A 2,870-nucleotide genomic window follows, 5' to 3' on the forward strand; every position below is an offset into this window, starting at 1 on the left:
GGGAGGGGGAGCGGGGGCAGGTGCCTGCCGCTGTAGGTGCGGTCGGTCAGTGAGGGCCACGAGGTGTAGCCGGCCATCGTGCTGAGCGGCTCGGGCCGGGGCGGCATCTCCCGGATAGCGCTGTCGATCAGCGCGGCGTTGACCCGCCGCCGCAGCGCGGGGACGGCGTGTACGACGTCCCAGACGGGCCTGCCGCCGGTCAGCGCCAGGAACCTGAGCCGGTTGGCGACCCCGTCGGTGGCGGCGCTGCGCGCCCTGCTCGTCGCCATCGTCACCCTTCCTGGCCCTCGGGGCCGAACGCGAGAACGAACCGGTCGGGGAAGATGCCGCCCGATCTGACGAGGGCCCCTTCCGGTGGCGGGACAGGGCGTACGCCGGGGCGCAGCAGCAGGCGGCGTACGACCTCGCAGACCACCGCGGCGGCGGGGTGCACGCCCAGGCAGGAGTGGTGGCCGTGGCCGAAGAACAGCTGGTGGTGGCGCGGCCGGCCGAGGCGGAACTCGCCGGGCTCCGGCACCACGTCCGCGTCGAACATGGCCGAGGCCGGCGCGGCGAGCACGAGCGTGCCCGCGGGGATCACCGTGCTGCGCGGGGTGCCGGCGGCCAGGACGTGGTCGCGCTCGCACATGCGGGGGAGCAGTTTGAAGAACGGGTTGAAGCGCAGCGCCTCCCACACGTAGGGGTCGAAGCGGGCGGGGTCGGCGGCGGCCGCGACGGCCTCCGCCAGCACCTGCGGGCGCAGGAGCAGTTGTTCGACCGCCTCGGCCATGGCTCCGGGCCCGCTCTCCACGAAGCCGAGCGGGAGGCCGGCCATGTTGATGACGATGCGCTCGTCGTCCAGGCCGAGGCCGGGAGGCAGGTGCGTGCGGGCGAGCCGGGTGAAGACGTCGTCCGGCAGGTCACGCCCGGCGCGCAGCGCCGCCCGGAGCTCGGCGAGCCGGTCGCGCAGGTAGGTTGTCATCTCCGCGCCCGCGCGCACCGACTCCTCCTGGATCGCCGGGTCGCCCGCGTAGTTGGCGAAGCCGTCGGTGACGATGGCCCGCGTCCACCGCGACAGGGTGCCGGGGTCGGGCCCGGGAAGTCCGAAGTATTCGGCGCACACGCCCAGGGCGACGCGGCGGAACAGCGCGTGGACCGCTTCGACGCGGCCACCCGGCAGCGCGGCGTCGAGGGCCTCGTCGGCCAGGCGTCCCGCGAGCGAGCGCACGCGCGCGGTGTCGCCGGGGTCGAGCATGACCCGCATCAGGCCCTTGTCCCGCCAGTTCATCGGGGTGGCGTCCCGGCCCAGCATGTACGGGCCGCCCAGCGCGGCGTCCAGGCGCGGCCCGAAGGCGCGGACCGAGAAGACCGACTCGCGGGAAAGCACCTCGATCACGTCGGCGAAGCGCGTCACGACCGTGAAAGCGGGCGTGACGAAGACGGGCCGCCGCTCGCGAAGCTCGGCGAACAGGGTGCGCCAGTCGGTGCGCATCCACTGCTGGACGAGCCCCAGCGCCGTCATGGGGTCGTGGGCCAGCGCCTCGTCGTACTTCTCCAGATGGCCGCTCGTGGTCGCCTGATCGGCAGCACCCATGCCGTTTGCCCACCTTCCGCTGAGGCCGGAGCGAACAGAGATCATCACGTTGTGTAGCCACAATCTAGACAGGTTGCGGCCCGTTCCTGATGGCTACTGTTCGGAGTGTTTTGACTCCTCATGGTGACGGGCTCGTCACTTCCAGGCCATTGCCGGAGCCCTCAGGCCCGGTCATCAATGGGGAGGCCCTGTCGTCTGCACCGATCACGGAGGCACTGTGAACGCGTCACCCACCCCTCGGGCGGGCTCGGGCACGGCGGAGACGGTGACGCTCACCACCGGCCGCCGGGCGGTCTACCTGGTCGTCCTCGTGGTGCTTCCCGTGCTGCTCCTGGCCGTCGCCGTGCCCGCCGTGTGGGGGTGGGGCATCGGCCCGCGCGACCTGGCCATCGCCGTCGTGATGTACTTCGTGAGCATCTTCGGGATCGCCATCGGCTATCACCGGCTCTTCACCCATCGCGCCTTCAAGTGCCGCAGGCCGCTGCGGGTCGCGCTCATGCTTGCCGGCGGCATGGCCGTCGAGGGCCCCGTCTCCCTGTGGGCGGCCGAGCACCGGCGCCACCACAAGTACGCCGACCGCGAGGGCGACCCGCACTCGCCGTGGCGTTACGGCGACGACGGCCTGGCCCTGCTGCGCGGCATGGCGCACGCTCACGTGGGCTGGTTCTTCACCGCGCGCCGGCGGTCCAGCCGGCGCCACTGGGTGCCGGACCTGCTGGCCGATCCGGACGTCCGGCGGTTCGACGCCGCCTACCCGGCCGTCGTGGCGCTGTCGTTCGCGCTGCCCGCCGCGGCGGGCGGGTTGTGGTCGATGTCGTGGGAGGGCGCCTGGTCCGCCTTCTTCTGGGGCGGCCTGGTCCGCTACGCGGTGGTGCACCACGTCACGTGGTCGGTGAACTCCGTCGCGCACACGTTCGGCGAGCGGCCCTTCCCCACCAGGGACCGCTCGTCGAACGTGTGGTGGGTGGCGATGCTGACGCTGGGCGAGGGCTGGCACAACTGGCACCACGTGGAGCCGGCCTGCGCCCGGCACGGGGTGCTCAAGGGCCAGCTCGACCCGAGCGCGCGGCTGATCCGCTGGTTCGAGCGCGCGGGCTGGGCGCACTCCGTGCGCTGGCCGGACCCCGCACGCCTGGCCGCCCGCCGCGCCGCCCGCCGGTGAGCACGGGGGCGGCCCAGTGAACGGCGGGCGGTCCAGGGGCGGAACGGCGGGCGGCACGGGCGGCACGGGCGGCACGAGCGGCACGAGCGGCACGAGGGCGGTTCGGGGAGACACGGGGAGACGCGGGGGCGGCAC

The 2,870-nt window shown here is 73.6% G+C and carries 2 protein-coding genes and 1 pseudogene; 1 reads left to right on the forward strand and 2 read right to left on the reverse strand.

From position 1 onward, the window contains the following. A pseudogene (locus E1292_RS50030) lies at positions 1-269 on the reverse strand (peroxidase family protein); the annotation flags it as partial. A gap of 2 nt (positions 270-271) precedes the next feature. Continuing rightward, positions 272-1,573 (reverse strand): cytochrome P450, encoded by a 1,302-nt coding sequence (locus E1292_RS50035; protein ID WP_132606820.1) that lies wholly within the window; start codon positions 1,571-1,573, stop codon positions 272-274. Between the two features lie 217 nt (positions 1,574-1,790). Here E1292_RS50035 and E1292_RS50040 point away from each other — a divergent pair, with 217 nt between their 5' ends. Next, positions 1,791-2,735: an acyl-CoA desaturase gene (locus E1292_RS50040; protein WP_132606821.1), complete on the forward strand. Its 945-nt coding sequence runs from the start codon at positions 1,791-1,793 to the stop codon at positions 2,733-2,735. The last annotated feature ends 135 nt before the right edge of the window (positions 2,736-2,870 follow it).

Origin of the sequence: Nonomuraea deserti, from assembly GCF_004348685.1 — a bacterium.
In the GTDB taxonomy this organism is placed as follows: domain Bacteria; phylum Actinomycetota; class Actinomycetes; order Streptosporangiales; family Streptosporangiaceae; genus Nonomuraea; species Nonomuraea deserti.